Source organism: Bacillus sp. FSL M8-0266 (assembly GCF_038613425.1).
Lineage (GTDB): Bacteria > Bacillota > Bacilli > Bacillales > Bacillaceae > Bacillus > Bacillus pumilus.
Genome location: NZ_CP152015.1, coordinates 3,555,630 through 3,582,515 on the forward strand (window position 1 = coordinate 3,555,630; position 26,886 = coordinate 3,582,515).

Below are 26,886 nucleotides of genomic sequence, written 5' to 3' on the forward strand. Positions count from 1 at the left end.
AAGGTGACGATGATCAACAAAATTTCATGCACTTCTCCTCTATTATCAATCACTTTCTTCATGCTTATCCCCCCGTTATAGATCTATTTCTCCTACACCACATCACTCATATGTTATCATGATATACACATACTGGAAATCAATTCACACGTTGAGGAACTCATATTTGTACAATGAAAAAGCTGCAAGAAAGAAGTGACATTACTGATGCGTCAGATATATTCTGCCAAGTTATTATTTGAATCCATCTCATCACCAAGCAGTATGCCCGATAAAATATTTGAAGAACGGATCATTTTGGTGCGTGCAAAAAACCATCGTAAAGTAAAAGATATCATCCAAAAGAGCTTTCTAGAAGAAACCTTTGATAATGCGGCAGGTGGACAAACGACCAAAAAATTAGCAGCTATATTAGATGTCTTTGAGCTTCTAGATGACTTAGATCAAGAACCACTGCATTTAAGTGAAGTGTACAGCCGCCACCTTATTTTTGATAAAGAAACTTCGGTGAAAGAAGCCATCGAGGCTTATTCTTTAGACAAATAAAAGAAGCCGGCAGGTGAGCCGGCTTTTTAATAGCGCTGAAATAACTCTGGATTTTTCGGAACGTTTTCTAAATAAACGATTTTTCCTTTGTCGTCCAGTTCTGCAATATCAATTCCTTCTGCTGTATAAACACGGCCATCCGAAAGTTTCCCGCAAACGGCCCAGTTCGTTTCATACTTTCCGTCTTCTCTTTTTTTCCATCCATCCCACATATGCTTGATGTCTTCATGCACGTGGAAAAATGTGTTTAAAAACTGTGTAAACGCTTGGATCCCAGGCTTCTCTGTACCATTTAAGACAATCATGACATCGTCAGAAAACAATGCGAGCAATTCATCCATTTGTTCTTGCCCTTTTCCAGCTTCATCGTAGCGGCGAAAATACGTATCGAGCACTTCCATTGTTCATTCTCCTTTATTTACCTGTCATTTCGACAATAATCGAACAATTTGATTGTACACAATTGTTTCACACCTGTCTATTTTCCCCGAAATCAGAAAAGACATGAATTGAGTCAATCCATGTCTCCTCCAGATTAAAGAGATACTTTTTTTGATGCAACAAGTGCTTTCAATTCTTCTGCTGCTTTTTTAGGATCAGCGCTCTGGCTAATGGCGCTGATGATGCTAATACCATCTGCCCCTGCTTGTATGACTGGTGCTGCATTGCCATATGTGATGCCCCCGATGCCAACAATCGGAATATGAAGACCATGATGACGCACTTCCGTGATCAATGATACTCCTTGGACACTGCGTGTATCCTTTTTCGTTTCTGTTGGATAAACTGGGCCCATGCCGACATAATCTGCGCCGTCCTTCATGGCTTGTTTTACTTCATCTAGGTTATGCGTAGACACACCTAATATTTTATTCCCTATTTTTTGTCTGACGTCTACTGCATTTGTATCTTCCTGGCCAACATGAACGCCATCTGCATCAAGATCTATCGCTAGCTGCACATCATCATTTACAATAAACGGAACATTCGCTTCTTGGCAAAGTACTTGAAGTTGGCGAGCCAATTGTTTCTTCTCTTCTCCTTGCAAGGCTCCCTCACCCTTTTCTCGAAATTGAAACATGGTGATCCCGCCTTGAATCGCCTCTTTCAAAACATCAAGCGGTTGCCGGCTTGTATTCGCTGTTCCCATAATAAAATAAACCGATAATTGCTGTTTAATTTGCTGTTGATCAGCCTTTGTCATGTGACATTCCCCCTATTTTCCCTATCGTTAACACATCATCGCCAGTTGTGTGTGAGAGTGCATTGAGCAATTCCATTTGAAACGTACCTGGCCCTTTATTCTGGGTGTACTGAGCTGCCTTTTCAGCTGCGACACCATAAAACAATAGAGCAGCTGCCGACGCGTGAAGCGGCCTTTCACCTGCTGCACAAAATGCCCCGATGACAGACGTCAGTAAACAGCCGGTCCCCGTCACCTTGGTGAGCCATTCATGTCCATTATGAATAGACAACACGTCCTCTCCATCTGACACTACATCGACTTTCCCAGTGATCACCACAACGGTCTGAAGTGTCCTCGCCGCTTGTTTGACTAGTGCCGATACATCTCCGTTCGTTGCTTTCGCATCCACGCCTTTTGACTCCCAGCCATCCACTTCAAGTAAATGAGCAATTTCTGCAGCGTTCCCTCTGACAACTGTCATGTTCACTTGCTCTAACAGCTGTTTTGCCGCTTTCATTCGAAACGCTGTCGCACCAACGCCGACAGGATCTAATAGAACAGGTATCCCTTTTTTATTGGCAGATTGTCCAGCCAGAATCATGGCCTCCACCGTCTCCTTGGTCAGTGTGCCAATATTCAGCACAAGCGCATCGGCTAATTGCGCCATTTCAGCCACTTCTTCTTTGGCATTTGCCATGACTGGCGAAGCGCCTAAAGCAAGCAGACCATTCGCTGTAAAGTTCGTCACGACTTGGTTCGTGATATTATGGACGAGTGGATTTTCCGCTCGAACCTTTTCCAATAAATGAGACACGTCACTTGTTTTCATCCATATCGTCCTCCCTTTTACTCTGCTCCCCACACATAGGATTTCGTATGCTTTAACCATTCTCTTGCCGCAAACGACAAATAGCGATCCTTTCGCCAAATGACTCCTAAATGCCATGGGATCGACGTGTTTAAGGAAATGACTTTCACCTTTTCAGGATCAAGATCACGGCAGATCCGCTCAGGCAGAAGGCCAATCCCCAAGTTCTCGGCTACCATCTCACTAATGAAATCCCATTGAGACGTTTCATAAATGACATTGGGCCGGAAGCCCGCATTCATACATTCATTCAATATCCGGCTATGCAGAACAAAGTCTTCTCGAAAAAAAATAAAGGACTCTTCCTTTAAATCAGCTAAATCAACCTTATCTCGACCTGCCATCGGATGTGATGGATGCGTCACGAGCTTCATGTCCTCTTTAATAATGGTGTACGTATGAAAGATTTTATCATTTGCAGGCAGAACAATGACACCAATATCTAACGAACCATCCTCTACCCCTTCCTCTACTTTAATAGAGCCGTGCTCCACTAATTGAAATGTGACATCAGGATACTGCTGACGAAATTCTCCCATGACATTCGGGAAAAAACTCGATCCAATCATCGGCGGCAGCCCGATGCGAATATGCCCTTTTTTGACATTCATTAGATCATTTAGCTCGCTCGTTAAATTTTGAAATGATTGTGTGATTTCACTCGCCTGGGTATACATCGTTTGTCCAGCATCTGTCATTTCAACCTGCCGGCCATTCCGATAAAACAACTGCACCCCCAGCTCATCCTCGAGATTTTTGACCATCTTGGAAATGGTAGGCTGCGACACATAAAGAGATTGTGATGCTTTTGTGAAGCTTTTTAACCTCGCCACTTCTAAGAAATATGTTAAATGTCTAATGTCCACATGACTCATCCTTCCTATAGACAAAAGGAATACTAATTATTCGATATATGTATTTTACCTATAACTGAACGTGCTGTACACTTTAAAGTAAGCTAATCAATTGGAACGTTGTCATGTTTTTGTGAAACAGTGAACAATTTATATAGAAAAAGGAGTGAACAGAAAGTGAAATTGCTCAAAACGCCGCTGATTGCTGTCCTTCAGATTATGGCTTTGTTTGTTTTTGCGAAATTGATGAATGTGCTCGCGGCCTTTTTGCATTTAAGAATACCGGGTACGATTTTAGGCATTCTGGTCATTTTCTTATTACTTCATTTTAAAATTATTCAATTAAAGTGGATTGAACTTGGTGCCGTATGGCTGCTCGGAGAACTGCTGCTATTCTTTATCCCATCGGCCGTTGGTGTCATTGATTATGGAACATTGCTTTCTCAATCTGGTACAAGTATTGTCCTTGTCGTCTTACTGAGTACCTTTGTCGTCATGCTCTCGACTGGTATCATGACGCAAATGATTGCGAAAAGAAAGGAGCGAAAAAAGCTATGTTAGTTGGCGCACTATTTCTGATCTTAACAGTTCTTTTATATCTCGGATCAAAAGCGGTGTATAAACGACACCCGAAGGTCTATGTCTCCCCATTACTTGTGACACCGCTTGTCCTTGTCGTCTTTCTGTTAATCGTCAATATTCCTTACGACGCATACAATCAAGGCGGGAAATGGCTCACGAATATGCTTCAGCCTGCGACTGTTGCTTTCGCCATTCCCCTCTATAAGTATTTTCACATTCTGAAGAAGCATGCAGTGGAAATTATTTTGAATGTGGCTTGCGGTTCTGTCATTGCGATTCTATCTACGGCATTTATCGCGAAGTTGTTTCATTTGGATACAGGCCTTATTGAAAGTCTTGTCCCAAGGTCGGTCACAACACCAGTGGCGATGAGTGTGTCAGAAATGATTGGCGGGATGCCGTCCGTTACGGCAGTATTCGTCATTTTAACCGCACTGTTTGGGTCAATCATCGGTCCAATGATCATTCGTTATTTCCGTATTGATAATGACATTGCCATGGGCGTCCTGCTTGGTACAGGTGCACACGGGGCAGGAACATCGAAGGCATTTGAAATGAGCTCCGTCTCAGGGACGATCTCAAGTGTGTCGATGATTCTTTCAGCCATCATTACTTTATGTGCAGCGCCTATCCTCATGTCGTTTGCCTTATAAAAAAAGCCATTTCCCTTTATCGGAAAATGGCTTTTTTCTTATGCTTGTATGAAGACAACCTTTAAATAATTTCCTTCAGGATAATTCTTCGTCGTACGGAAATCCTCAGGAAGTGTATATTCTTCAAGGATACGATAGGTTTGCCCTGATTCTTTAAAGGCCTGCGCAATAAATCCTTTGAATTTCTTCATACCAAATGCACTGCTATTCGTTGATGCCACAATGACGCCGTTCTCAGCTGTGATTTGGATGGCTTCTTTTAATAGCTTCTTATAATCCTTCGCCGCACTAAATGTGTGCTTTTTCGTGCGTGCAAAGGAAGGCGGGTCTAAGATGACAAGATCATAGGTCCATCCTTTTTTCGCAGCAAACGGAAAGTACTTAAAGACGTCCATGACTTTCATATCCTGCCCGTCCACATCTATATCGTTGACTTCAAACTGTTCAGATGTTTTTTTCAAACTGCGGTTTGCGACATCTACACTTGTCGTCCGGCTCGCTCCGCCAAGTGCTGCTGCTACGGAGAAAGCGCCTGTGTAAGAAAATGTATTGAGCACGGTCTTTCCTTTTGCATAACGATCTCGAATTGCTTTTCTCACATGACGTTGATCAAGAAAAATGCCTGTCATCGCACCATCATTTAAGTAAACCGCTATGTTCATGCCATTTTCTTTCACGATGAGAGGGAATTCACCTTTCTCTCCCTTTACAAAATCATCATCTTCTATATACTGTCCAGACGTATCAAATCGTTTCTTTTCATAAATGCCTTTATAGTCTGGATATACATGCTCAAGTGCAGCCAATACTTCCGCCTTGAATGTATACACTCCTTCGCTATACCACTGGATGAGATAGAAACCGTCATAATGATCAATCGTGAACCCGCCAATGCCATCTCCCTCTCCGTTGAACACACGGAAAGCAGTCGTCTGTGCATCACGAAATAAATGCGTTCTGCTTTTCTCTGCCTGCTCAAGCTTGGAGACAAAAAAGGCGTGGTCTATTTTTTCGTTAGCATCAATAGTAAGTACCCAGCCGATCCCTTTATTTTGCACACCATAATATCCTTTTCCCAAAAAGGCGCCTCGCTCATCCACCCATTCAATCAGCTCGCCTTCTTTCACACCGTTTACATGTGATACAGCATCTTTAGAAATGAGCGGATATCCCTTTTTCACTTGTTCTGCAAATGTTTGTTTTAATGAGATTTTTTTCATTCGTGTCATCCTTATCCTAAATTGACTCTCTCTATCCTATCATAATGAATGTATACGTTACTTCTATTATGATAAGATGAGGAGAAAAATATCAACACACCATAGAGGAGGCTCTTTTTTTGACGACATTACGATTAGATCATACAGGTATTATGGTTTCAAATATTGATACGTCCATTGATTTTTATGAAAAAGTCGTGGGCATGAAATTAAAGGATCGCATCACTCATACAAACGGAATCATTGAGCTTGCATTTCTCGGCTTTAAAGATGAGGCAGAAACGGAAATTGAGCTCATCCAAGGGTACAGCAGCGATCTGCCATCTGAAGGAAAGGTTCACCATCTTGCCTTTACAACAGACAATATTCATGCTGAATTCAATCGTATTCAAAAGCTGCAAATCGAATTAATTGATGAAGAAATTACGACGCTACCAAATGGATACTGCTACTTCTTTTTCAGAGGGCCAGACCAAGAATGGATCGAATTCTTCCAGCGCTAATATTTCCTAGGAAATGGGACCGGCTATGCCCCATAAAAGAAAAAGAGTAAGAGCATCCATATGCCCTTACTCTTTTTTTATAACACCTTACTAAGAAATGATTTTGTACGCTCATGCTGCGGGTTTCCAAAGAGAGCCTCCGGTTTGTCTTCCTCGACAATATATCCGCCATCCATAAAGATCACGCGGTCTCCTACCTCTCTCGCAAAGCCCATTTCATGTGTGACCACAATCATTGTCATGCCTTCGACGGCTAATTGTTTCATAACTGCTAATACATCCCCGACAACTTCAGGGTCAAGAGCAGATGTCGGTTCATCGAATAATAACACTTTCGGGTCCATTGCCAAGGCTCTTGCGATGGCGACACGCTGTTTTTGTCCACCAGATAATTGGTTAGGGTAGCTTTTGGCTTTGTCTTTTAAGCCAACCTTTTCAAGCAGGTCCATCGCTTTATCGACTGCCGCCTTCTTGTCGGTACCTTTTACCTTCATCGGTGCGATCGTGATGTTTTCTAAAACGGTTTTATGAGGAAATAAATTAAAGTGCTGAAACACCATCCCCACTTCTTGACGTACTTTATTGATATTCACCTTAGGATCTGTAATCGTATGTCCGTGGACAACGACTTCACCTGCCGTAATATCTTCTAATTTATTGAGACATCTTAGAAACGTGCTTTTACCTGATCCAGAAGGACCAATCACACACACTACTTCCTTTTCTTCGATGACTGCATTAATATCCTTTAACACTTCGTGATCGCCAAAGGATTTCTTTAAATTTTTCACCGTAATCATACTCATTTGATATCAAATCTCCTTTCTGCGTAGCTAGCCAGTAGAGAAAGTAAATAAATGATCACGAAATAAATGATACCGACAATGAGCCAGACATTCAAAGGATCAAATGTTGCCGATGCCTGTACTTGTCCCCGCTGCATAATATCGGCAATTCCGATAATTGATAAGAGAGACGTGTCCTTCAAGCTGATGATGGCTTGGTTTGTAATGGCTGGAAGCATGCGGCGAAATGCCTGCGGAAGGACGATAAAGCGCATGTTTTGTCCCCCTGTAAAACCTAAGGAACGTGCAGCTTCTGTTTGTCCTTTATCAATAGACTGAATCCCAGCACGAATAATTTCTGAGAAATAAGCCCCTGCATTAATCGCTACTGTAATAATCCCTGCCGGCACTCGATCAAGCGATATGAATTCAAGTGTATTCAAACCAAAGTAAATGAAGAATAGCTGTACGATAAATGGTGTGCCTCGGATGGCATTGACAAAGACGAGTGCGATGAAATTTAAGATTTTAAAAGGTGACAGACGGAATAATGCCACTATTAAACCGATGATAAATCCTAAAATGATAGCAACAACAAAGATATATAAAGTGGTTTGCAAACCATCCATTAAATACGGAAATGCATTAATAATCGTGTCCATGTTTCTCCCTCCCTAATTCACATACAGCGCATCATAAAGAAAGCGCGCTCGAAGCGCGCCTCGCTTGTGTTATGACTTCAAATATTTATCGATAATTTTGTCATATTCACCGTTTTTCTTTAGGTTCTCTAGACCTTTATTGATCTTTTTCAATAGGTCTTGGTTTTTCCCCTTCATCACAGAGATACCATACTGGTCTCCATTCAATCGGTCTCCAACTGTTTTCAAGTTTAAATCTTGTTGTGCAATTGCATACGTAATGACAGGATAATCCTCTATTAAGGCATCTGCATTTCCGTTTGAAACTTCTTGGAACATCGATGGGCTGTCATTAAATTGAACCACTTCATACCCATATTTATCTGCGTTATCTGATGCAAATTTTGCACCCGTCGTCCCATTTTTAACAGCTAGCTTTTTCCCCTTTAAATCATCAATTGATTTGATACTGCTGTCCTTTTTCACAACAACTGTCAATCCAGCGTCGAAATACGGATCTGAGAAATCCACCTTCTTCTTACGCTCATCTGTAATACTCATCCCGCCCATCCCTACATCAAGCTGGCCTGCCTGCATTGCTGGAATAATGCCTGAGAAGTCCATAGCTTCAAGTTTCACTTTGAAGTCTTGGTCTTTCGCGATGGCGTTAATCAGATCAACGTCTATCCCTTCATAATTACCGCCCTTTTCAAATTCAAACGGCGGATATGTTGTATCTATCCCTATTTTATATGTGCCTTTGCCTTCTCCCGAACCGCTGTCCGATTTTGATCCACAGGCTGCCATGACGAGCACAACAATGAGTCCCATGATCAGTAACATCGATTTTTTCATAAAACACGACCCCCTATTGTCAGTTTTGTCTAAATATTCGCAATACCAATAATACTATACCACGCTAAAGCTATAGTGTGTGATACTTTTTATCAATACCAAAGATCCATACAATCCTAGATCAATAGTCTCTTTAAATTTTACTTTTTTGCGAATAACTCATTTTATTCTAAAAGAAGAGCGATTCACAATCATAATGTGAGATAACCTTACAAAAAACGAGAGATCACCTTGAAAACCACCGTTTTTTCTAACATACGAAAACAGATGCTTGAATGACCTTCTTCTCTCTATTGATATCGTAATATATTTTTTCTAAAACCCTCTTTTTACCTAAAAATATGTAAGCGTATACAAAAAAGCACCTGATCCCTATTTCTTTCACAATTGGTTGAATTTACATCAAAAAACATGTTTTACAAATTGCGAGAGAGCGCTTAAAATATAAGAAGATACTGAATATGGAAAGTGAATTCAGATGAACGGAAATCGAACGAGATGGATAGATGAAGAAAGGAGGATATAAATTGGCAGAAACAGGTGTTTTGTCGTCCGTTGATGTAGCGAATATGTTAAATGACTGGTATGTCATGATGAAAAAAAGAGAAATACAAGGTGCGATCCAGCTAAAAGAAGAGATTCTTCAAGCGTTTGATCGCATGGAAGAGAATCAAGACGTCTTACTTTACTATCAATTGCTAGAGTACCGTTTTAAGGATCTCATTGAAGATACAGCCTCGTTGGATCATAGTCTTTTTGTTGATGAAAATGCAATCCGTACAGATGACATGCTCAGCTACTATTTCTATTTCTTTAAAGGGATGTATGAAATGCGCAGAGGCAATCAGGATACGGCATTTCACCTTTTAAAATTGGCAGAGGATAAATTAGATCTCGTCCACGATGACATTGAAAAAGCAGAATTTCATTATAAAACAGGGTGTCTTTACTATAATATAAGATCCTCGTTCCTCTCCATACACCACTTGAAAATGGCTTCATCTATTTATGACGCAGATCCATGTTATGTGAAAAAATCAATCAGCTGTCAAATGATGCTCGCTTTGAATTATGCTGATCAATCAAAATATGATGAGGCAGAGTCATTATTTGAAGAAGTGATTCATTCACTAGAACAAATGGAAGACCCAGATTTACTTGGTCATGCGTATTGCAATGCAGCTTTTATTAAAAGTCTTAGAAATGAATACAGTGCAGCTGTGCCGCTCCTAGAAAAAGCTTTATTGATCGAGACATTTGAAACGTCTTCTCCAGGCGGCTACTTACTAGCCATGTATGCCTACACAAAAGCACTATTCAAGCTGAAAAAGCCTGGTTTGTTCCACTATTATGTACAGCTTTCACTTCAAAAAGCAGAAACTTTAAAGCAACGAAATATTTCACTTAAATTATCTATTTTAGAAACACTTATGCTTCAGCCAGACAACATGATAGAGCAAATCAAGTCTTATTGTGATCAATTAGAATCTATGAATTTTCTTGTCGATCTTGAAGCCATCTGTCAGGATGCAGCTGCTTACTTAACGGATCTGGGACTTCATGAAGAATCCACTTATTTCTGGAACAAGGCGTTGTCCTTAAAAACTTGTTAAGAATATGGAGTGATGTATGATGAAAAAATGGCTTATCACAACTGCGATTTTGACACTCTTGATAACAGGTGTCTCCATTGGCGCTTCTATCCAAAAAAACAGCCAATCTGCACAATCTCAAGATATCATTCAAAAGAGAGACCGCGGCACCAATCCTTAAACATGAAAAGAGCAGCTGTGAATATCGCAGCTGCTCTTTTTTATGGGTTAATCAATTTCTCGTTTAATATTTTGCATTTTTTCATCTAAGTAATGGGCGATATCTGCCGCTTCCTTCAGTTCATCGGTTAGCTGATGAGGGACATCGTTTTGCAGTTTATAATAGATTTTATGTTCAAGGCTCGCCCAAAAATCCATCGCTATGGTCCGCACCTGAATCTCAACCTTCACATGCTCCACCCGATTCGTTAAGTACACAGGGATCTCCACAATTAAATGAAGACTTCTGTAGCCATTTGGTTTTGGATGTTGAATGTAATCCTTCACTTCAAGGATTTTCAGATCCTCTCTTTGCCTCAATACATCCATAATATTATAGATATCTTGAATAAAGGAGCAGATGATACGGACACCTGCGATATCATGAATATACTCCTTGGCACATTGTGTTGTGATGTCGCACCCTTTTCTTGCTAATTTATTTACAATGCTTTCAAAGGATTTGATCCGTGATTTTGTATGCTCTATTGGATTGTGGCCATGGATTAAATTATATTCCTGGCTGATGATTGAAAACTTCGTATCCATTTCATCTAATGCAAATTTATATACTAATAATTCATTTTTCCAGTCTTCCATGACGTTCTTCAAATCTTCTACATGAGTTGCTGACATATTCATTTCTATTTGTCATCTCCTTTTGGGAAACGGCGGCTGCACCGCTTTCCGTTTACTAGACGGAGACAGGACTCGAAAGGTTTTAAAAAATACGTCGTCAGCCTCGCTGTTTATAATATGTCAACGCCAGCGCAAGGGCGAGTACAGAGCCTTTCACAATATCCATCGCATAATAAGGGACAGACATCATCACAAGCCCATTTTGCAAAATTCCGATGAGCACAGCCCCAATAAACGTACCAAATGCATTTGGTTTTCCTGCTCCCATGACGGAAAAACCGATAAAAGCTGCCGCTACGCCATCCATTAAATATGGTGTGCCCGCATTTATTTCCGCTGTCATTACCCTTGATGCCAGCACAATACCGCCGATTGCCGCAAATAAAGCCGAAAGCAGATATGCCGCGATTTTATATTTATTCACATGAATACCGGACAATCGAGCCGCTTCCTTATTCCCTCCAATGATGTACATAAATCGTCCGTGCTTTGTGTAGGTCATGAAAACATGTGCAAATAGCACAATCACTGCCATTAAGAGAATGATATATGGCACCTGTCCGATTTTGCTGAAAAAGGCAGGAATTGTACCCGTTGAGAATGTACCGTCAGGCAGCACCATGTTTTCAGAAATGGTCGCCCCTTTCGTATACGTCTGAGCCAGCCCTTGAATGATAAACATCATGGCTAATGTCATGAGCATATCTGGAATTTTCATTTTGACAATCATCAAGGCATTAAGTAAACCAACAATAAGGGCAGCCGCTAGCGCAGAGAGGATCGCAATCAGCGGGTTTTGCGAAAACCACACAAACATAGAAATCACGATTGCATTCGATAACGTTGCGACTGATCCGACTGATAGATCAAAGCCGTTGACTGCCAAGGAGATGGTAAGGCCCACCGCAATAATGGTCACAATGGAGATAGACCGTAAAATATTGATGATATTCCCTGATTGCAAAAACGCTGGATTCGCTGCCGCAAATACCACAATCAATACAACAATGGTTAAGATCGTGCCATATCGATAAAAGAAATCAAATAGATGAAAGGATGGCCGCTGCTTTTTCGTTTGCTGCACAGGGGCTGGAATTTGTTGTTCACTCATGATTGTCCTCCTGTTGAATGATATAAAAGCTCTTCCTCAGTCGTTGGGGCAGTCATTTCCCGGGCAATGCTGCCATCATACAGCACATAGACTCGGTCTGCGATCCCTGCAATCTCCGACAGCTCACTTGACGCATAAATCACAGATTTCCCGCGGGCGGCAAGCTCTGCAATCAGCGTGAAAATATCTTTTTTCGCTCCAACATCAACACCTTTAGTCGGTTCATCAAAGAGATAGACATCCGCTTCAGCCAGCAGCCATTTTCCAATGGCAATCTTCTGTTGATTTCCACCGGATAGATGCTTCACCTTTGCTTCAAGAGATGGGGTTTTGACGCCAAGTCGTTTGACGATTTCGTCTGCTTCCCGCTTTTCCTTCGAACGATGTAAGAAGCTGAACACGCTTGAGAATGAACGAAGACTTGCGGCCGTTAAGTTCCACCCCACGCTCTCTTCCGTCAGGATCCCTTCCTTTCTCCGTTCTTCTGGCACAAGGGCCATTCCAGCTCTCACGGCTTGATGAGGCGATGCGATATGAACAGTTTGACCATGAAGCTGTACAGTCCCCGTCGTTTTTTCTGAGGCGCCGAAAAGGGCTTTACACAATTCCGTTTTTCCAGCACCGACAAGGCCTGCAATTCCGAGAATTTCACCCTTTTTCACATGAAGATGAATATTGCGTAATTTATGCTGGTCGTTTAGCTGCTTCACTTCAAGGGCAATAGGTGCATCCATCAACGGTGTACGAGGCGGGAATTGCTCCTCTAATGGCGCACCAAGCATTTCTTCAATGATCTGCTGCGGATCTGTATTTTGAACAAGATGAGCTGCGACATCGGTTCCATTTCGCATCACTGTCAGTTCATCACAAATGGTGAAAATTTCAGGCATACGATGAGAGATAAACACAATGCCCGTTCCATTCTGTTTCAGCCGGTCAATCATTGAAAATAACTTGTTTGTTTCTGTATGACTTAGCGGGGCCGTTGGTTCATCTAAAATTAAAATTCTACATTTAATTGAAACGGCCTTGGCGATGAGCACCATCTGTTTTTCCGCAAGGGTTAGATCACTCACAAGGCGTTTTGTGGAGATGTCGATGTCCAGTTCTTTTAATCGTTGAGCTGCCTTACGGTGCAGCTCTTTCCAGTCGACAAATGTTTTTTTCTCAATCTGATGTATCATCATATTCTCACCAACACTTAAGTAGGGAACGAGAGCTGTGTCCACTTCTTGATGAACCGTCTGCACACCATATGAGGCCGCATCCTTTGGGGTTTGGATCGATGCCGCCTGACCATTGATTTGGATGCTTCCTTCATAGTGCGAATGAGCGCCAGAAAGAACTTTCATTAACGTGGACTTCCCAGCACCATTCGCTCCAATCAGTGCATGAACTGTCCCTTTTTTTAATGTGAAATTCACTTGATCTAACGCTTTTACTCCTGGGAATTCAATCGAAATATGTTTCATACAAACTAGCGGCGAAGTCATAGATGTCCTCCTTCTCATGATCATCATCTGAAAAACGAAACACCCTCTATAGAAGAGAGTGCACGGCGTTTATTTTGAATAATGCTTCTTCAAGGTCTTCATCCAATCTTCTTCAAAGGCAGTCGATGAACCGAACCCCTTCACTTCGTCTGCAAGATTGACCATATTGATGGCCTTTCCTGATTGTTGAAGCTGTTTTTGTGAGATGAGAGAGGCCTCAAGGTCATAGGAAGACGGGGTTTTCTCACCCGCTATTTTCTTCGCAAGAATTCTCACGTCAACTGCGCCAATAAGCTTCGGATCAACCGCTGCTGTGTACTTCCATGGACTGTCTTTTGCTGTCATTTCTTGAAGATCAGCATTTGACACATCAATCCCATAAATCTTCACTTCTGTTCTTCCTGCTTCCTTTAGCGCTCTTGCTGCGCCAATGGCAAAGGCATCCCACGTGGCAAAAATAGCATCAAGTTTACCCTTTGGATATTTATTCAGCATCGCTGCTACTGCATTTTGTGTTTGAACAGACGTATCAGAGGAGGCAATACCAAAGCGGTCAAGTTCCTTGATCCCTGAATGTTGTTTGAGCGTTTCTTGATAGACCTTGTTTCGTCTCACCATTGGCGGGAATCCATCTACCCAGAGGTACGCAATATTTGCTGTTCCTTTAAAATTAGACACGAGTGCGTCTAGTGATTTTTTCGCTAATTGTTCGTCATCTTGAGACGTCACTGTGACCCCTTTGATGTCCTTCAGCTTAGGATTTGAATCGAACGCTACGACTGGAATGCCCTTCGCTGTGATCTTTTTCACGTCAGCGACGGTCGCCTCGTCGTCCCCATGAGAGATGATAAAACCATCATAATTTTCTTCCAGCGCCTGAGAGATCGCGTCATGGAACTTCGCTGTATCTCCATTTGCGGTGTAGACATCTACCGTAAAGCCAAGCGCTTCACCTTCTGCCTTCGTCCCAGCTAAAAACTGCGCTGTATGATCATCTCCTCCGATTTTACGGATGACTTTAATTTTGGCTCCCTGTCCCTTTGCAAATCGCTTCGGTACATTGTCAAAGGAGACCTTTTCGTTCGTATTTGCCTTTGAGCCTGCACTTGATCCAGTGCCGCAGCCTGTTAATAGGACGGTCAATACCGTTAATAATATAAAACAAGATGTAAAATACTTACGCTTCATTGCTGTTCCTCCTCAAGTTGTTTTTATTTTTCACATCGGAAAACTAGGTAAAAATGTGGGAAAACGCCAGTAAACTGTTCTCCCATTTGAAAAAGAGACGAAAAAAAAGCCTCTCTTGGAAAGAGAGGCTTGATCACCGTTGCATGAAACATGTATCGGGAATTCTTCCTCTCTTATCTGTCAAAGCTGTCACAGCTTTGCAGGAATTAGCACCAATTTCTATAGTAGAAACGGTTGCCGGGCGTCATAGGGCCAGTCCCTCTGCCTCTCTTGATAAGAGATCCGTTATGAAATTTTGTTTTCGTTGAAATGTCTTCTTTACTTTAATGTGATGTCACATTAATGTCAATGATTTTTTTGAAAATTTAAAACAATGAGTTTGTGGCTCAGACATACTTAACTTCCGATGATTTTCTTAGCAGGTGATGATTTCTTCAGGCGAAAATCATATTTTTTCTCACTCACAAATTGTGGATTGAGGTGTGCTGATCCTTTATCTTGGCCGCTTTTAGAGAGATACGTTTTGTAACCTTCCATCCATTTCCCGCGCCATACCCACTGTGATGCTTTCGCACCTTTGCGGTCGTCATACACGTTCTTCTGGAAGGTATTCTTTTGATTTACTCCATAAAGATTCACGACTAAGTAATGCGAGGTACTCGCTGTCATGATATTGTTCGTGATTCGATTGTTCACGGCTTGATATTGCATCAACAATTGACCGCCTTCTAAGCCGGCTGTGTCATTTTTGTATAAAATATTATGTGAGATCGTCGTATTTGTTGTTCCGCCTCGCTTTTTATCATAACCGCCAATTGAAATGCCTGTATAACGGTTCAAATACACTTGATTGTGTTCAATGCGAATACGATCTGCCATTTTTCCTTTATGTTCACTTGTGACTTCAATCCCTAGGTCATTATGATGTGTGATGTTATGATCAATCACAATGTCCTTCCCGCCATCCACATAAATTCCACCAGCAGAGATGTCTTTGCCATAGGCTGGATTTCCTACACTCGTAATCTCATACACTTTGTTTCTAGATACAACACCATTTCTGACTTGATCGTACTTTTTAGAAGGTGCTACGTTCTCAAAACCAATTAAATCAATGCCTATATTATCAGTGTGGCGGACGGTGTTATGTGTCACACGGAACTTTTTGACGTTCCCATTCAGCACAAGCGCTTCACTGAAGCCCAGCTTTAATTTTTCAACAGTATTCCCTTTGATTTCAATGTCTTCAATGGCCGCAGGAGCTTTTGTTCCATAGACCGCAATACCGTGCGCATTCCCATTTTTGTGTATCGTCTGAATGTCATACACTCGGTTGTTGAGAAGTTTGACGCCTTTCCCGCTTCCTTTGATGAAAATACCGACTGGGGTCAGATCTTCCTTATTCGTCTTGAGATGTCCCACCGTCAGACCTTTGAGGGTAATGTAATTTTTTTGATCGATCGTGACAAGACCGCCATCTGCTTGATTTCCTTTTAGTGAAGCCCCGCTAATGACAGGTTTTTCTTTTCCGTAAGCTTGAAAGATAACAGGTGCTTTCTTTGTCCCTGAATGGCGGACAATCAATTTCTCTTTGTATGTGCCGCCTCTAACATAAATGGTTGCCCCGGCTTTCGCCATACTTGCCGCTTTTTTCAGCGTGCGAAAAGGTTTTTGCTTCGTTCCTTGGTTTTTGTCGTTTCCGTTTGTCGCCACGTAATAGGCAGTTCCCTGCTTGGCGCCAGCCTCCTCCGTCATCGCTTGACAACCGAAGCTGATCACGGTCATGAATAAAATAAGTAAAATGCCTGGTATCGCTCGTTTCATCTTGTTGTTTGCTCCTTTCACTTCTCTTCTTTCTTTATCGGTTAAAAAAAAGAGGATTAAAATATGACAATGCCCCTTGCAATGTACCGGTCAAAAGGTGTATGGTTGAAAGAATATCTTACAGGAAATTTATCCGCTTTTAAATTGTCAGATTAATCAGTTAATAATGTATTTGGATTTTATTTCTTTATTAAAAAGGGGTGACATGAGGCAGACTGACGGCAGAGAGAAGGAAAGCGCTTTAACAGATTTTTCTTGTCTGAATTCCAGAAAACCTATTGCTAATATTTTGTGAAGGTATAGAATAGAATCATAATTATTTCATATTATTAGAATTTTCAAATAATCAAACAGCAAGGAGATTTACGATGCCAAAACAACCCATCCGCGTTGAACTTAGTTCAACAAAAAAACCAAAACCTCAATCTGATCAACTTGAATTCGGAAAAATCTTCACAGATCACATGTTTGTGATGGATTATTCCATTGATCAAGGCTGGTATGATCCAAGAATTATCCCTTATCAGGCCATTCCAATGGACCCAGCTTCGATGGTCTACCATTATGGGCAATCTGTTTTTGAAGGCTTGAAGGCTTATGTTTCTGAGGATCAGAAAATTCTCTTGTTCCGTCCGGAAAAGAACATGGAACGCTTAAACAGATCCAATGACCGCCTGTGCATCCCTCAAATTGATACAGAAACGGTTTTAGAGGGCTTAAATGAACTCATTCGCATTGATAAGGATTGGGTACCTGATGCAGAGGGCACTTCCTTGTATATCCGTCCATTCATTATTTCCACTGAGCCGTATTTAGGCGTTGCGCCGTCAAGCACGTATAAGCTGCTTATTATCCTATCTCCAGTGGGGTCTTACTATAAAGAAGGCATCCATCCGGTCAAAATTGCCGTTGAAAACGAATTTGTCCGTGCCGTTAAAGGCGGAACAGGAAATGCCAAAACAGCTGGAAACTACGCCTCAAGCCTCAAGGCACAGCAAGTTGCTGAAACGAAAGGTTTTTCACAAGTTCTTTGGCTTGATGGAGTTGAGAAAAAGTACATTGAAGAAGTCGGGAGTATGAATATTTTCTTTAAAATCAATGGAGAAATCGTGACGCCTGAATTGAACGGCAGCATTTTAGAAGGCATCACACGTAACTCTGTACTTGAGCTATTAAAACACTGGGGAATTCCAGTGACAGAGCGTAAAATTTCGATTGATGAGTTAATTGAAGCACATCAATCAGGTGAGCTTGAAGAAATCTTTGGAACTGGAACAGCGGCCGTCATCTCTCCTGTCGGGGAATTAATTTATCACGATCAGCCATATGTGATTCAAGATGGTCAAACAGGTGAAGTATCGAAGAAATTGTATGAAGCCATTACGGGTATTCAAAAAGGAACACAACCAGATATCTTCGGCTGGACAGTAGAAGTCGATTCGGTCGTCAAACAAGCTTAAGCATGTAAAAGAACCTTTCAATCATGAAGGGTTCTTTTTTTGTTTATTTACCCTCTGATATACCTTATAATGGTAATCACACGTATAATAAGGAGTGATGGTATGTTTTTTACTTATCTACTAGCGTTCTTTGGTCTTTGCATCGGATCGATCATCATCGCTACAGGTTTCGACGATTCACCGTTCCACACCCGGTTTCTATTTAAGTTTCTCGGAATTTCTATCTTTGTTCTTTCTATTACTTTTGTAAAGGTTAGACGAAAAAGGTTACGCAACAAAAAGGCGAAATAGACTTAGATGTCCAGTCAGCCTTCCATCAAATCGTGCACCAAAACAAGATCGATACACCCACAATCGCCCCTGCGTATATCCACTGTTTCCCTTTGATGCTCCGCTTTCTTTCGATCAGTAAAAAGATCTCTGGTAAAAAAACGATGATGATTTCTAGGATAAAGACAAGATAATAAACAAACGGCATCGGCTGGAAATCAAAGTCTCTTTCATCTCCACCAATCGTTGCGAAATACATCAACAGGTTGGTTACTGGAATGGTAAAACAAACGAGCAGGCGAAGAACATAAATCCACACATACTGTCTATGACGAATAAGACCAATAAATGAAGCGATGATTCCATACAAAAACAAGACCACTGTGCCATAACTCAACAGAGGTTGAACGATAAATCCGTAAAGCATTAAACCAATTGCAACCATACTCAAACCGTCCTTTCTTTGAAGCCATACATGTTGTTTTTTACTATCATACACTTCTTTCTTGAATTTCCATATGGGGCAATGATAAAAAAACGACCCCATAAAGGGGCCATTTTGTTTTACGCTTTGACTGATTTGAAGAATTGCGGTAAATATTCACGATGCGCTTCGAGCATTTCATCTAAAATTTGCTTTGCAATTTCGTCAGATGGGACAAGCGGATTGATCGTCATCGCTACAAGAGCCGTCTCGTAATCTCCTGTGACTGCCGCTTCTGCTGCCACACGCTCGAATGATTTGATTTGTTGAACGAGCCCTCTCACAGCTACAGGCAGATCACCCGTCGCGATTGGTTTTGGTCCGTCCTTCGTAATAATACAGTTCACTTCAACCGCTGATTCAGCCGGAATGCTGGCAATCGCCCCTCTGTTCACTGTATTGACTGGTTGGATGTCATGCTTATCATTATAGATGGAGCTGATTAAGTTACATGCCGCATCACTGTAGTACGCCCCGCCTCTTTTTTCGAGCTGCGGTGGTTTAATCGATAAATCAGGATCTTTATAGAGCTCAAATAATTCGTACTCGACCTGCTGGACAACCTCTGCTCTTGTTCCTTTTTCTTGGGCCGCTTTTTGCTCTTCTTCCAGCATATCTTTTGTTTTATAGTAATAGCGATGATACGGACATGGGATCACTCCTAAGCCTTTTACAAAAGAAGGTTCCCAGTTTTTCGCTTCAATGTTCTTCATAGACCACTGACTATTCGGATTTCCTAATTCATCGAGTACTTGATCCATAATGCTGACCCCGTCTAAATACACGTCTAATCCATAGACCATGTGATTGAGGCCGGCAAACTGTACCTCGACCCGTTCAACATCCACATCAAGCGCCTTGGCAATCCCCATTTTCATCCCAATTGGGACATTGCATAGACCGACTACTTTTTTTAGATTTGTGTAACGCAGCACAGCTTCTGTGACCATGCCGGCTGGATTTGTAAAGTTCACAAGCCATGCATTTGGACAAAGCTCTTCCATATCCTTCACGATGTCTAGAATGACTGGGATGGTTCGAAGGCCTTTAAATAAGCCGCCTGGTCCGTTCGTTTCCTGACCGATGACGCCATATTTAAGTGGGATTCTCTCATCCTTAGCCCGTGCTTCCAGCAGTCCTACACGAAATTGTGTTGTCACGAAATCTGCGTCCTTCAGGGCTTCCCGGCGGTCAAGCGTCAGGTGTACCTCAATCGGCAGCCCGGCTTTTTCGACCATGCGTTTCGCGAGAGCACCCACGATGTTTAACTTTTCCTGACCTGCTTCAATATCCACGAGCCATAATTCCTTTACAAGCAATTCATGATATCGTTTGATAAATCCTTCGACAAGCTCAGGCGTATAGCTCGATCCTCCGCCTATTGTGACAATTTTGATTCCATCTTTCATGAATTGACACCTCCGAGTTGCTTCATTTTTTCATGGAGCTCGATGATTTCCGCTGCAAGCTCCTTGACGGTCATTGCGTTCATGAGATGATCCTGTGCATGAATCATTAAGAGGCTAATATCGGTCTTTTCTCCTCTAATTTCTCCTTGGATCAGCTCTGTCTGTGCGTGATGCGCCTCATTTAACGCGTCTTGTGCTTCCTGCAATTTTTGCTTCGCCTCATCAAAGTTTCCTTGCTTTGCACATGTAATGGCCTCCATCGCAGAGCTTCTGCCATTCCCGCCGTGTAAGATGAGTTGAAACACAATTTGTTCCATTTCCATCGGCCGCATCCCCCTTGTTTCCTCTATTACATGCTGACGACATTTTCATCAGTTGTTGCTTTTGTTTCTAGCTCGCTTTCTTCTTTTAATTTCTGCTTATCCCACATTCTAAAGAATGGGTAGTATAAAGCGAATGACAACGCTAGGTTAACCAGCTGCATGACAGCACCTGAGATTTTGCCTCCTGTGGCTAGATAGCCTGAAATGATAGGCGGCATCGTCCATGGGACCGCAATTCCCGCCGGTTTTGCGACAAGCCCTGTGCTCATTCCGATATATGTGGTAATGACCATCATGATTGGCGTAAGGATAAACGGAATCAGAAGCATTGGGTTCATGACAATCGGCATTCCAAAGATGATCGGTTCGTTGATGTTAAAGATGGCTGGCCCAATGGCAAGTCGACCAAGCTGTTTCATTTGTTTACTTCTGGCACGTAAGATCATCGTCAGCACCAAGGCAAGCGTTGCACCGCTTCCGCCGACATTGATGAAGATTTCAAAGAACTGCGCTGTGAAGATATTTGGCAGCACTTCTCCTGCTTGGAATGCGAGACGGTTCTCATCCATTGCACCGAGCCAAATTGGGCCCATGACGCCGCCGACAATGGTTGCTCCGTGAATACCACATGCCCAGAGGAGCATTTGCACACCAATGGCGACAATACTTCCGCCTAAGCTTCCACCAAGAATGGAAAGCGGTGTGCCAATTAAGACCGTGATGATATTATGAATACTCTCAAATGGTGTCATCTCAATCACAAGTCTTGCGACCCAGATCAGCGTGATGACCACAAAACCTGGAATAAGTGCGATAAACGATTTACTCACTGCTGGCGGTACACCATCAGGCATCCTAATGACGATATTCCGCTGGACAATGAATCGGTAAATTTCAGTTGAAAGCATGGCAATAATCATGGCAACGAATAACCCTTTACTGCCCATCAATGTAACTGGAATTCCCCCACCTACTAAGATGGCTTCTGTTGAACCTTCAGGTGTGAAAGGAACTTGATATGGTGTTGCCAAAAGGAAAGCTGCAACAGCAATCGCACCAGATGATAGGGCATCCACTGCATACTTTTCAGCAAGCCTGTAGGCAATCCCGAAGGTTGCAACAAGTGCCATAATGTCAAAGGTTGCATTAACAGGATAGGATAGTTTCGTGGCCCATTCTGCTCCGAAGATACTTGCCATAAAATCGCTGTATCCTGGGATCGGAAGGTTGGCTAAAATGAGAAACAGTGAACCGACAATAATGAGAGGCATGGTTAAAACAATTCCGTCACGCAATGCTTGTAAATGTCTTTGAGCGGCAATCTTCCCTGCAAACGGCATGACCTTCTCTTCTAGAAATCGGTTGAATCCATTCATCCCTTCCGCCCCCTTTATCCGTTCACTAACTGTTCAGCAGATTTTAAAACCTCAGCCCCATTACATACGCCGTAATGCACGGTATTGATGACGTCGACTGGAATCCCTTTTTCTTCTCCGAGCTTTTTCATTTGTGGTAATAAATATCGAACCTGTGGTCCTAATAAAAGCACATCGGCTTGATCAATATGATTTTTTGCTGAATCTCCAGATACTGCCCAAATGCGATAGTCTTTTCCTTGTTCTTGTGCGCTTTTCTCCATTTTTGTGACTAGTAAGCTTGTTGACATGCCTGCTGCACATACCAATAAGATGTTCATGTGTAAACGCCCCCCTTTTGAAAGTGTGTAGCTTTTCTTTACACATTCATCATATTATGAAACCGCTTTCATAAACACCTATACTTTTTCCTTTAGGAAGCGGAAAAAGTTAAGATCACATTGTTAGTTCTTGTACGAAGGGGCCTTTTTATACATGATATCGAGCATGTCTTCAAATGTATCACAGGCGATGAGATGCTGAATGAATTTCACATTGTGCACAAGCTCGCCCAGCAGACGGTACATCCCTTTTAAATCTTTGGCATTCTCTTTTTCGACACAAAGCAAGCAAACAAATTGAACTTTTTTCTCTCCCCATATGATCGGTTTTTCTAATGAACAGATCGCCCAAAATGTCTCTTCTGTCAGCGGCGTCATCGGGTGCGGAATGGCTGTATAATGCCCGAAGGATGTAGGAGCAGCCTCTTCTCTTTCCATCACAGAAGGTGTAAGCTCTGCTGGTGCTAATCCCATATCGATGACTTGTTTCGTGAGAAAAGTGATGACCTCTTCCTTTGTTTGAAAGGCGCGTTTTGTAAAAACCAATTCCTTTTTCATATATTGAGAGGCCAATGTCACCCTTGTTTCACTCGTCAGGGCTTCTTCAATTTTTAAAAAGTCGCCGCCTCCCAAAATGGTGTTCACTTGTATGACTGGAATCGGTAAATCCATCTGAATCGGGACCGTTGTAATAATCAAATCCATGGCATGTAAAGAGACATGCGGAAGCGAATAAAGCTCTGCTGTTCCTAAAATGGTCAGCTTAGTCCCAAATTGTGACCGCAAACGATCCTGAAGCAGCCTTGCACTCCCTGCACCAGATGCACAGACAATGAGACATCGCTTCGGCGGAATCTCCATTTTCCTCCGCTCTAAAGCCGCACCAAAATGAAGCGCCATATATCCGATTTCATTCTCATGAATACTCAGCCCCTCCTCTTCTTCAAGGACCCTGCTGGCGATAATTCCTGCTTCAAAGGCAAGTGGATACCCTGCCTTTATTTCATCAAGCATCGGATTTCTTAAGTTCATCCCATATTTACACCGGGTCATGGCTGGCTTTAAGTGCAGACTCAGTCCAATCATTAATTCCGCATCACCGGCTAAATCAAGCTGCAGCTTTTGATCAACGGCTTGGAGCATCAGCTGGACAAGACGGCTCGTGTTATCATCCACAATTTGTTTTTGAGCGCTCGATGAAAAGGACTGCACCATTTTGGCTGTTCCTAATAAATGAATGGCGATATAGACGATCTCTTCTTGTGGAAAAGAGACGTCCAGCAGTCCTTCAAGGCATTCCACCATTTTTTTAGCCATCTCGTATTCCTTTGCCCGTGGAATCTCATTGATTTCCTCTGGCAAAACAGATACATAGTTTCCGTGTCTAATTCGTTTGCAGGCAATCGCGACATGAACGATTAAATTATTCATGCAAATGTCTGATAGATTCATTCGTTCTTCATTGATATAATCAATGATTGTTTTCTGAATCAATTCCAGTTCATGTTTTGGCAAAATGGTGACTGCCGTGTTCAGCATCGTTTGGCAGGATCGGCGTTCACTGAATAAATATTCTGATATACAATAACGAATTTTCATCTCCGATCCTTTGATCCGGCAGCCTTTATTCGGCTTCGCTTCCAGCTTCAGATCAAAGGGCCCAAGCTTGCGTTTGACCCATTTCATATCGTTACTCATCGTCGATTTACTAATAAACAGCTGCTCCTGTAAGTCTTCCAGTTTCACATAAGACTCTGCGAGAAGCAGTTTTTTTAAAATAAACCGAACGCGCTCCTCTGGCAGAACAGCCAGCGGCTCTTCCTGTTCGACCTCCTCTTTCATAAAACGGCGAAAGGCATTCTCATCGTTGATCAACAGCTCATAACCAGCTCCTCGAACAGCTGTTACAGCCGCTTGATAAGGAGTAAGACGGTCGTTCAATTCCTTGATGTCTGTACGAACGGTGCGGCTTGTTACTTGTAAACTGACAGAAAGCGCAGCGCTTGTGAGCGGGGTCTCCGCTGCCATGAGCTGACTTAAGATTTGCGCCAGTCTTTTACTCAGCATCAGATCAGCCTCCTTATGTAAGGGTGGAGAATCTGCCTTGTCTGGACAAGGTGTATACGCTTGCAGTTCTCTTCATTACTCATATTCTACTGAAAAGAAATAAAAATGGCCATCTCATTTATATGACAAACGCCCCTATTTATACAACAAACCATATCCAATGACCTATGCATTTTTTTGTAGGAGCGTTTGGAAACCATGAAAAAAAGGCGATACACCTTCGTGTCATCGCCTTTTTTATGAAGAGATTAGCTGGGTAAAGACAACCAATCTTTTTTCATGAGTCCCAGCTGCATGATCAAACGTCCCTGTACATGTGATTAAATTGAGATTTCGTGTAAAAGCATACCCGAAAAACGCATGTGGCTTTTCTTCACGCGGATAGCTTTGTACTTTGATCACTTCAAAGGTTCGCTTTTTTCCTGATGAGGATGTCACGATTACCTTGTTTCCCTTTTTCAGCTCCTTTAATCGATAAAAAACAGAAGGTCCCCATTTATTATCAACATGGCCATTCATGACGGCATTTCCTTTATCTCCTGGCTTTGGACCATCTTTAAACCAAGCTGTGTTGTCCGTATTTTTTGGAACGCCCATACTGCCATCCTTTGATAAAGTGGTTTTCTCTACTTTTGCTTTGACATCAATCGCCGGAATCGCAATTTCAGCCGGGATAATACCGGACGGTTCATCTTTTAACATGGCTTTTGAATGAGACTGTTTTGTGGCTTGGTTTGTTGTCATTTTTTCAGGAGATGAGGTTGTTTTAGCGGATGACGAATCATCCATCGATTTTGATGCACAGCCCGTGATGACAAGAAGCATCAGAAGACCCAACAGCCACCTTTTCAAGTCAGTCTGCCTCCTTTGAAAGAAAGGAACGGCACGATTGTGCACGTTCCGTTCCCCCCTTTTGTTTTGATATGAGCTTAATTTGATGTCTTACGACGAATTAGGAAGAACGCCCCCATTGCACCGCCAGCTAGGATCAAGCTTGCGATTAATCCCGCAAATGCTTCATATGACATACCTAAAGGACCGGCTGTGCCTCCCATACCTGTTTTCGGCATTTCGTTAGGCATGTTAGATTTGAACAGTTCAGGATGCTGATCAACAATCGCTGCTGCGACATCTTGACCGACCATGAACATATGACCGTACGCCTCTCTCACTGTTGGATAAAGCTGATCATATTCACCATTATGGTAAGACGTATATGTTTTGATCAGCTCATCAATATGCATTTTTAAACCAGCTTCTAAATCCGCCGCCTTTAAACGGCCATCTGTCGCTTGCTCTAGAAATTTCGCTTGCTTCATCCGATATACATCCAAGTTTTTCACAGCTTTTTCTTTCGCTTCTTTGTCTCCTGATGCATCTGCTTTGACATAATCAACTAAGTAACCAATATGGCTTGACCAAATGTCTTTGAATTGTTTTCCTGCGTCCTTACCATAAACAGATGCAATCGCATCAGATAAATCATTTGTATTCTCGTTCAAAGCTGCGGCTGCTTGATCAAAGTCCTTGCTGCCATCATTTCCTTTTTGCATGGCAACGACCGCAAGTGCCAAATGCTCTGAGAACAAGTAGTTTAAATCTTCACGAAGATCTGCGGCTGGTGTATCGATAGATTTATGATTAAATTTCCCAGGAAATTGATCTGTGATCGCCCACGATACGCCTTTACCGACTTCAAACATATGATGAATGGATTTTCTAACGGTTTCATAGGTCGTATCAAAATCCTTTTCTGTGTAGCTGTCAAACGCTTTTAGCAGTTCATTCACATGCATCTTCAAGCCTTCTTCAAGCTCACTTGCTTTCAATCTGCCGCCTGTTGCTTGATCGAGCATGTCGGCTTGTTTCATACGATATTGGTCAAGCTGCTTGACTGCTTTCTTTTTACCTGCCTCATCTTTCTTTGCGGTTGCTTGTACATAATCAACAAAGTAGCCGATATGGCTTGGCCAAATGTCTTTGAATTGTTTCCCTGCTTTTTTTCCGTACACAGAAGCGATGGCTTCCGATAAGTCATTTGTGTTGTCATTTAGCGCTGCCGCTGCTTGTTTAAAATCTTTACTCTCGTCAATTCCCTTTTGCATTGTGATGACTGCTAAGTAGGCATGCTCCGAAAATAGCTGGTCTAGTGCTGCGCGAAGATCGGTTGCTTTGTTTGACACCTCTTGTGACGAAGATGTCTTCTTTGCCTCTCCATGCATATGTCCTTCGTGTGCACTTACGCTATGAGCTGCCGGAAATAGTAATGCTGCGCTAAGCGGAATGGTTAAAATCACTTTTTTCATGTTCATCTGTTTTTCCTCCTCTTTCCGTTTGTTATGTACTTAACGGAAAGAAGCATGAAATGGATCATTCAAATCTATCATCCTTTTTTGTTTAGCGCACAATCGGTCATGC

The 26,886-nt window shown here is 42.2% G+C and carries 28 protein-coding genes and 1 riboswitch; of the genes, 7 read left to right on the forward strand and 21 right to left on the reverse strand.

Features of this window, described 5'->3' with window-relative positions:
- Positions 1-207: 207 nt before the first annotated feature.
- Entirely contained in the window at positions 208-546 is a 339-nt protein-coding gene (locus tag MKY83_RS18360) for a DUF4288 domain-containing protein (protein ID WP_044140262.1), read from the forward strand.
- A gap of 26 nt (positions 547-572) precedes the next feature.
- Here the strand turns inward: MKY83_RS18360 and MKY83_RS18365 are convergent, their stop codons facing one another.
- From MKY83_RS18365 to MKY83_RS18380, 4 genes are all read right to left on the reverse strand, one after another.
- The gene (locus MKY83_RS18365) at positions 573-947 is read right to left on the reverse strand and encodes a nuclear transport factor 2 family protein (RefSeq protein ID WP_044140263.1); all 375 of its coding nucleotides are present in this window, start codon (positions 945-947) and stop codon (positions 573-575) included.
- Positions 948-1,081: 134 nt separating this feature from the next.
- Entirely contained in the window at positions 1,082-1,750 is a 669-nt protein-coding gene (gene thiE / locus MKY83_RS18370) for a thiamine phosphate synthase (RefSeq protein ID WP_044140264.1), read from the reverse strand.
- Positions 1,737-2,561: a hydroxyethylthiazole kinase gene (gene thiM / locus MKY83_RS18375; RefSeq protein WP_044140266.1), complete on the reverse strand. Its 825-nt coding sequence runs from the start codon at positions 2,559-2,561 to the stop codon at positions 1,737-1,739. The genes thiE and thiM overlap by 14 nt, the downstream gene beginning before the upstream one ends.
- A gap of 17 nt (positions 2,562-2,578) precedes the next feature.
- Positions 2,579-3,466 carry a LysR family transcriptional regulator gene (locus MKY83_RS18380; protein ID WP_003214744.1) on the reverse strand — a complete coding sequence of 296 codons (888 nt, stop codon included), beginning with the start codon at positions 3,464-3,466 and terminating at the stop codon, positions 2,579-2,581.
- Between the two features lie 165 nt (positions 3,467-3,631).
- Between MKY83_RS18380 and MKY83_RS18385 the strand changes: the two genes are divergently transcribed.
- Both MKY83_RS18385 and MKY83_RS18390 read left to right on the forward strand, forming a co-directional pair.
- Positions 3,632-4,015, forward strand: a complete 384-nt coding sequence (locus MKY83_RS18385; RefSeq protein WP_012011691.1) for a CidA/LrgA family holin-like protein — start codon at positions 3,632-3,634, stop codon at positions 4,013-4,015.
- Positions 4,009-4,689, forward strand: coding sequence for a CidB/LrgB family autolysis modulator (locus tag MKY83_RS18390; protein ID WP_044140267.1), 681 nt, complete (start codon positions 4,009-4,011; stop codon positions 4,687-4,689). Before MKY83_RS18385 ends, MKY83_RS18390 begins: the two co-directional genes overlap by 7 nt.
- Before the next feature lie 38 nt (positions 4,690-4,727).
- On the opposite strand, the gene MKY83_RS18395 is transcribed toward MKY83_RS18390, so the two are convergent.
- A complete protein-coding gene (locus MKY83_RS18395; protein WP_065097779.1) occupies positions 4,728-5,909 on the reverse strand; it encodes a class I SAM-dependent rRNA methyltransferase in 1,182 nt (393 codons plus the stop codon).
- Between the two features lie 119 nt (positions 5,910-6,028).
- Between MKY83_RS18395 and MKY83_RS18400 the strand changes: the two genes are divergently transcribed.
- Positions 6,029-6,412 carry a VOC family protein gene (locus MKY83_RS18400; RefSeq protein ID WP_003214664.1) on the forward strand — a complete coding sequence of 128 codons (384 nt, stop codon included), beginning with the start codon at positions 6,029-6,031 and terminating at the stop codon, positions 6,410-6,412.
- A 77-nt stretch (positions 6,413-6,489) separates the two neighbouring features.
- On the opposite strand, the gene MKY83_RS18405 is transcribed toward MKY83_RS18400, so the two are convergent.
- The 3 genes from MKY83_RS18405 to MKY83_RS18415 all read right to left on the reverse strand — a co-directional run bounded on the left by MKY83_RS18405 (position 6,490) and on the right by MKY83_RS18415 (position 8,693).
- Complete coding sequence (locus MKY83_RS18405) at positions 6,490-7,218, reverse strand: amino acid ABC transporter ATP-binding protein (RefSeq protein ID WP_003215369.1); 729 nt, start codon at positions 7,216-7,218, stop codon at positions 6,490-6,492.
- Positions 7,215-7,859: an amino acid ABC transporter permease gene (locus MKY83_RS18410; RefSeq protein ID WP_003215015.1), complete on the reverse strand. Its 645-nt coding sequence runs from the start codon at positions 7,857-7,859 to the stop codon at positions 7,215-7,217. Before MKY83_RS18410 ends, MKY83_RS18405 begins: the two co-directional genes overlap by 4 nt.
- Positions 7,860-7,928: 69 nt before the next feature.
- Positions 7,929-8,693, reverse strand: coding sequence for a transporter substrate-binding domain-containing protein (locus MKY83_RS18415; RefSeq protein WP_065097770.1), 765 nt, complete (start codon positions 8,691-8,693; stop codon positions 7,929-7,931).
- 527 nt (positions 8,694-9,220) lie between these two features.
- Between MKY83_RS18415 and MKY83_RS18420 the strand changes: the two genes are divergently transcribed.
- Together MKY83_RS18420 and MKY83_RS18425 are read left to right on the forward strand one after the other, a co-directional pair.
- Positions 9,221-10,306 carry a Rap family tetratricopeptide repeat protein gene (locus MKY83_RS18420; protein WP_268508602.1) on the forward strand — a complete coding sequence of 362 codons (1,086 nt, stop codon included), beginning with the start codon at positions 9,221-9,223 and terminating at the stop codon, positions 10,304-10,306.
- A gap of 19 nt (positions 10,307-10,325) precedes the next feature.
- Entirely contained in the window at positions 10,326-10,466 is a 141-nt protein-coding gene (locus tag MKY83_RS18425; RefSeq protein WP_165840211.1) for a hypothetical protein, read from the forward strand.
- Between the two features lie 47 nt (positions 10,467-10,513).
- Here MKY83_RS18425 and MKY83_RS18430 read toward each other — a convergent pair whose 3' ends face one another.
- The 5 genes from MKY83_RS18430 to MKY83_RS18450 form a co-directional block, all read right to left on the reverse strand.
- A complete protein-coding gene (locus MKY83_RS18430; RefSeq protein ID WP_003215004.1) occupies positions 10,514-11,146 on the reverse strand; it encodes a GTP pyrophosphokinase family protein in 633 nt (210 codons plus the stop codon).
- A gap of 94 nt (positions 11,147-11,240) precedes the next feature.
- Positions 11,241-12,254, reverse strand: a complete 1,014-nt coding sequence (locus MKY83_RS18435; protein WP_044140271.1) for an ABC transporter permease — start codon at positions 12,252-12,254, stop codon at positions 11,241-11,243.
- Positions 12,251-13,747 carry a sugar ABC transporter ATP-binding protein gene (locus MKY83_RS18440; protein ID WP_340962107.1) on the reverse strand — a complete coding sequence of 499 codons (1,497 nt, stop codon included), beginning with the start codon at positions 13,745-13,747 and terminating at the stop codon, positions 12,251-12,253. Before MKY83_RS18440 ends, MKY83_RS18435 begins: the two co-directional genes overlap by 4 nt.
- Positions 13,748-13,816: 69 nt before the next feature.
- Complete coding sequence (locus MKY83_RS18445) at positions 13,817-14,935, reverse strand: sugar ABC transporter substrate-binding protein (RefSeq protein WP_268507074.1); 1,119 nt, start codon at positions 14,933-14,935, stop codon at positions 13,817-13,819.
- 170 nt (positions 14,936-15,105) lie between these two features.
- Positions 15,106-15,215: riboswitch (SAM riboswitch) on the reverse strand.
- 116 nt (positions 15,216-15,331) lie between these two features.
- Positions 15,332-16,759, reverse strand: coding sequence for a right-handed parallel beta-helix repeat-containing protein (locus MKY83_RS18450; protein ID WP_113767872.1), 1,428 nt, complete (start codon positions 16,757-16,759; stop codon positions 15,332-15,334).
- A gap of 368 nt (positions 16,760-17,127) precedes the next feature.
- Between MKY83_RS18450 and MKY83_RS18455 the strand changes: the two genes are divergently transcribed.
- Positions 17,128-18,219, forward strand: coding sequence for a branched-chain amino acid aminotransferase (locus MKY83_RS18455; protein ID WP_003215056.1), 1,092 nt, complete (start codon positions 17,128-17,130; stop codon positions 18,217-18,219).
- Positions 18,220-18,535: 316 nt separating this feature from the next.
- On the opposite strand, the gene MKY83_RS18460 is transcribed toward MKY83_RS18455, so the two are convergent.
- From MKY83_RS18460 to MKY83_RS18495, 8 genes are all read right to left on the reverse strand, one after another.
- Positions 18,536-18,934, reverse strand: coding sequence for a hypothetical protein (locus MKY83_RS18460; protein ID WP_113767874.1), 399 nt, complete (start codon positions 18,932-18,934; stop codon positions 18,536-18,538).
- A 119-nt stretch (positions 18,935-19,053) separates the two neighbouring features.
- Positions 19,054-20,382 (reverse strand): 6-phospho-beta-glucosidase, encoded by a 1,329-nt coding sequence (locus tag MKY83_RS18465; protein ID WP_342487559.1) that lies wholly within the window; start codon positions 20,380-20,382, stop codon positions 19,054-19,056.
- Positions 20,379-20,705 carry a PTS lactose/cellobiose transporter subunit IIA gene (locus tag MKY83_RS18470; protein ID WP_003215078.1) on the reverse strand — a complete coding sequence of 109 codons (327 nt, stop codon included), beginning with the start codon at positions 20,703-20,705 and terminating at the stop codon, positions 20,379-20,381. Before MKY83_RS18470 ends, MKY83_RS18465 begins: the two co-directional genes overlap by 4 nt.
- A gap of 26 nt (positions 20,706-20,731) precedes the next feature.
- Complete coding sequence (gene celB, locus MKY83_RS18475) at positions 20,732-22,081, reverse strand: PTS cellobiose transporter subunit IIC (protein WP_342487560.1); 1,350 nt, start codon at positions 22,079-22,081, stop codon at positions 20,732-20,734.
- Between the two features lie 14 nt (positions 22,082-22,095).
- Positions 22,096-22,401 carry a PTS sugar transporter subunit IIB gene (locus MKY83_RS18480; RefSeq protein ID WP_003214824.1) on the reverse strand — a complete coding sequence of 102 codons (306 nt, stop codon included), beginning with the start codon at positions 22,399-22,401 and terminating at the stop codon, positions 22,096-22,098.
- 123 nt (positions 22,402-22,524) lie between these two features.
- Positions 22,525-24,468: a PRD domain-containing protein gene (locus MKY83_RS18485; protein WP_342487561.1), complete on the reverse strand. Its 1,944-nt coding sequence runs from the start codon at positions 24,466-24,468 to the stop codon at positions 22,525-22,527.
- A 237-nt stretch (positions 24,469-24,705) separates the two neighbouring features.
- On the reverse strand, positions 24,706-25,320 hold the full coding sequence (locus MKY83_RS18490; protein ID WP_126740975.1) for a class F sortase: 615 nt from the start codon (positions 25,318-25,320) through the stop codon (positions 24,706-24,708).
- 77 nt (positions 25,321-25,397) lie between these two features.
- On the reverse strand, positions 25,398-26,780 hold the full coding sequence (locus tag MKY83_RS18495; protein WP_268507081.1) for a copper amine oxidase: 1,383 nt from the start codon (positions 26,778-26,780) through the stop codon (positions 25,398-25,400).
- Positions 26,781-26,886: the final 106 nt, after the last annotated feature.

Excerpts from the sequence above, each read along its gene's own strand:
- MKY83_RS18360 (WP_044140262.1), top strand. The coding sequence starts at position 208 with ATGCGTCAGATATATTCTGCCAAGTTATTATTTGAATCCATCTCATCA.
- MKY83_RS18365 (WP_044140263.1), bottom strand. The coding sequence starts at position 947 with ATGGAAGTGCTCGATACGTATTTTCGCCGCTACGATGAAGCTGGAAAA.
- thiE (WP_044140264.1), bottom strand. The coding sequence starts at position 1,750 with ATGACAAAGGCTGATCAACAGCAAATTAAACAGCAATTATCGGTTTAT.
- thiM (WP_044140266.1), bottom strand. The coding sequence starts at position 2,561 with ATGAAAACAAGTGACGTGTCTCATTTATTGGAAAAGGTTCGAGCGGAA.
- MKY83_RS18390 (WP_044140267.1), top strand. The coding sequence starts at position 4,009 with ATGTTAGTTGGCGCACTATTTCTGATCTTAACAGTTCTTTTATATCTC.
- MKY83_RS18395 (WP_065097779.1), bottom strand. The coding sequence starts at position 5,909 with ATGAAAAAAATCTCATTAAAACAAACATTTGCAGAACAAGTGAAAAAG.
- MKY83_RS18405 (WP_003215369.1), bottom strand. The coding sequence starts at position 7,218 with ATGAGTATGATTACGGTGAAAAATTTAAAGAAATCCTTTGGCGATCAC.
- MKY83_RS18410 (WP_003215015.1), bottom strand. The coding sequence starts at position 7,859 with ATGGACACGATTATTAATGCATTTCCGTATTTAATGGATGGTTTGCAA.
- MKY83_RS18415 (WP_065097770.1), bottom strand. The coding sequence starts at position 8,693 with ATGAAAAAATCGATGTTACTGATCATGGGACTCATTGTTGTGCTCGTC.
- MKY83_RS18425 (WP_165840211.1), top strand. The coding sequence starts at position 10,326 with ATGAAAAAATGGCTTATCACAACTGCGATTTTGACACTCTTGATAACA.
- MKY83_RS18430 (WP_003215004.1), bottom strand. The coding sequence starts at position 11,146 with ATGAATATGTCAGCAACTCATGTAGAAGATTTGAAGAACGTCATGGAA.
- MKY83_RS18435 (WP_044140271.1), bottom strand. The coding sequence starts at position 12,254 with ATGAGTGAACAACAAATTCCAGCCCCTGTGCAGCAAACGAAAAAGCAG.
- MKY83_RS18440 (WP_340962107.1), bottom strand. The coding sequence starts at position 13,747 with ATGACTTCGCCGCTAGTTTGTATGAAACATATTTCGATTGAATTCCCA.
- MKY83_RS18445 (WP_268507074.1), bottom strand. The coding sequence starts at position 14,935 with ATGAAGCGTAAGTATTTTACATCTTGTTTTATATTATTAACGGTATTG.
- MKY83_RS18450 (WP_113767872.1), bottom strand. The coding sequence starts at position 16,759 with ATGAAACGAGCGATACCAGGCATTTTACTTATTTTATTCATGACCGTG.
- MKY83_RS18455 (WP_003215056.1), top strand. The coding sequence starts at position 17,128 with ATGCCAAAACAACCCATCCGCGTTGAACTTAGTTCAACAAAAAAACCA.
- MKY83_RS18460 (WP_113767874.1), bottom strand. The coding sequence starts at position 18,934 with ATGGTTGCAATTGGTTTAATGCTTTACGGATTTATCGTTCAACCTCTG.
- MKY83_RS18465 (WP_342487559.1), bottom strand. The coding sequence starts at position 20,382 with ATGAAAGATGGAATCAAAATTGTCACAATAGGCGGAGGATCGAGCTAT.
- MKY83_RS18470 (WP_003215078.1), bottom strand. The coding sequence starts at position 20,705 with ATGGAAATGGAACAAATTGTGTTTCAACTCATCTTACACGGCGGGAAT.
- celB (WP_342487560.1), bottom strand. The coding sequence starts at position 22,081 with ATGAATGGATTCAACCGATTTCTAGAAGAGAAGGTCATGCCGTTTGCA.
- MKY83_RS18480 (WP_003214824.1), bottom strand. The coding sequence starts at position 22,401 with ATGAACATCTTATTGGTATGTGCAGCAGGCATGTCAACAAGCTTACTA.
- MKY83_RS18485 (WP_342487561.1), bottom strand. The coding sequence starts at position 24,468 with ATGCTGAGTAAAAGACTGGCGCAAATCTTAAGTCAGCTCATGGCAGCG.
- MKY83_RS18495 (WP_268507081.1), bottom strand. The coding sequence starts at position 26,780 with ATGAACATGAAAAAAGTGATTTTAACCATTCCGCTTAGCGCAGCATTA.